This window comes from Polaromonas sp., from assembly GCF_018780625.1.
Lineage (GTDB): Bacteria > Pseudomonadota > Gammaproteobacteria > Burkholderiales > Burkholderiaceae_C > Polaromonas.
Genome location: NZ_JADMJK010000026.1, coordinates 4,363 through 6,209 on the forward strand (window position 1 = coordinate 4,363; position 1,847 = coordinate 6,209).

A 1,847-nucleotide genomic window follows, 5' to 3' on the forward strand; every position below is an offset into this window, starting at 1 on the left:
CTTGTGTCGGCAAAGCCTGCAAGTTTTTTCCACTCTGTTTGAAAGCATCACCATGCGCCTTTCCTCACTTTCCCGCCGCACCGGCTTGCGCTCCGTCGCACATTGGTCTGCCCTTTGCCTGAGTCTGCTGGGCACCAGCTTCGCGGCGCAGGCTGACGCCTCGTTCCCGAACAAGCCCGTCAACCTCGTCACCGCCTTTGCTGCGGGTAGCGGCCCTGATGCCGTGCTGCGCCAGGTCGCGGACAAGCTGTCCAAGCTGTGGAATCAGCCCGTCCTCATTACCAACCGACCAGGCGGCGGCGGCTTCATCGCCATCGAATCCACACGCCGCGCCGCGCCCGACGGCTATACCCTGCTGCAACTCGACAGCGAACATCTGGCTGCTTTGCCGCTGCTGTACAAGTCCAAAAAGTTTGTCACCCTGGATAGCTTCGATCCCGTGGCACCTCTGTTTCGAACCCCCTTTCTGGTGGCCGTGGCAAACGACTCCAAATGGCAAAGCATGAAAGACCTGGTGGCGGCCGCCAAGGCTGCACCGGGCAAGGTGAGCTATGGCTCCTGGGGTGTCGGCAGTCCCGGGCATCTGGGCGGCGAACAACTGGAACTGCTTGAGAAGATTGAAATGACCCACGTGGCTTACCGGGAGGTTTCTCAGCTGTTTACCTCGGTGGGCGCTGGCGACATTCAGTGGAGCATGGCCAGCATTCCATCCAGCCAGGGCATGTTCAAGGCGGGCAAGATTCGCTATTTGGCAGTTGCCGCGCCCAAACGTATTCCCCAGATGCCGGAGGTTCCCACGGTGGCTGAGGCTGGCGGCCCGGCAGGCTTTGATGTGAATTCATTTGTGTCGTTGGTGGCCCCGAAAGGCATTGCGGCCGATGTGAGCAACAAGATCAACGCTGACGTTCTCAAGGTACTGGCTGACCCTGACGTCAAAGCCCGCTTCAACACGTTTGCTTTCGAAACCATTACCTGGTCACCCGCCGAGATCCGTCGTAACGCCGAGGCCAAGGCCAAGGTGTACGAACAACTGATCAAGCGCAAGAACATCAGTCTGGATTAAGCATCTGGCGCAAGGAGATCGCGCCACGCAGCATGCTGCGAGCGCGTTTGACCGTGCGTGAGACTGGCTGTTACGTCTGCGTGCTGCAAAAATTTTCTCTGGCGGGGTCTGTAATGTAAAGTCTGCGGACCAACAACAACCGGATGGGGAGCGCCATGAAAAAGCGGCAGCACACAGTCTTTTATGCGGCATTCCTGTGGCTGACGCTTGTCCTTGGCGGTTGTGGCGGCGGCGGCGGTAGCAGTGTTGGCACGGACATAGCCGTCGTCAGCCCCTATATCGCCTCTTGCTCGGACGGCAGCACCCGCTCCAGCGCAGTCAGTGTGGCTGACGCACAGGCCCAGTGCCCCACGGCCGCCCCGCCTGCCAGCTACAGCGCAGTCGTCTCCAGCCCGCAGCCTTCGACCTATCCCGCGGGCTCCGAGCAGAAGGCATCGTTTGATCTGCTGAACCAGGAGCGGCTGGCCTGCGGCTTCGGGACGCTGGCCCAGAACGCCGCCCTGGATACCGCTGCCCTGAACCACACGATGTACCAGTTCATCAACAATGTGAGCAGCCACGAGGAGGACAGGGTTCTTTACCCGGCGGGATTTACGGGCCGTACAGTGCTCGACCGTGTGTGGTATGCGGGCTACGGCACGCCCGCCACGGTCTGGCAGGCGTCGGAGGATTTTGCCGAGGGCTATCGTTCCCTGGCCACGGCGTCTACCGCGGGTGACGGTACATTCTTTACCCGCGCGCTGTTGTCCGCGCCGGTGCATCTGGCCAGCATGATGTCCGACGC

Annotated in this window: 1 protein-coding gene and 1 pseudogene; both read left to right on the top strand. The window is 61.0% G+C overall.

Going from position 1 to position 1,847, the window contains the following annotated elements; genetic code table 11:
* The first annotated feature begins 52 nt into the window (after positions 1–52).
* The gene (locus tag IV091_RS01945; protein ID WP_293464408.1) at positions 53–1,063 is read left to right on the top strand and encodes a tripartite tricarboxylate transporter substrate binding protein; all 1,011 of its coding nucleotides are present in this window, start codon (positions 53–55) and stop codon (positions 1,061–1,063) included.
* Positions 1,064–1,218: 155 nt separating this feature from the next.
* Positions 1,219–1,847 (top strand): annotated as a pseudogene (locus IV091_RS01950) (hypothetical protein); the annotation flags it as partial.

Bases quoted from the DNA above. Each gene is read 5' to 3' on its own strand.
- IV091_RS01945 (WP_293464408.1), top strand. From the start codon at position 53: ATGCGCCTTTCCTCACTTTCCCGCCGCACCGGCTTGCGCTCCGTCGCA.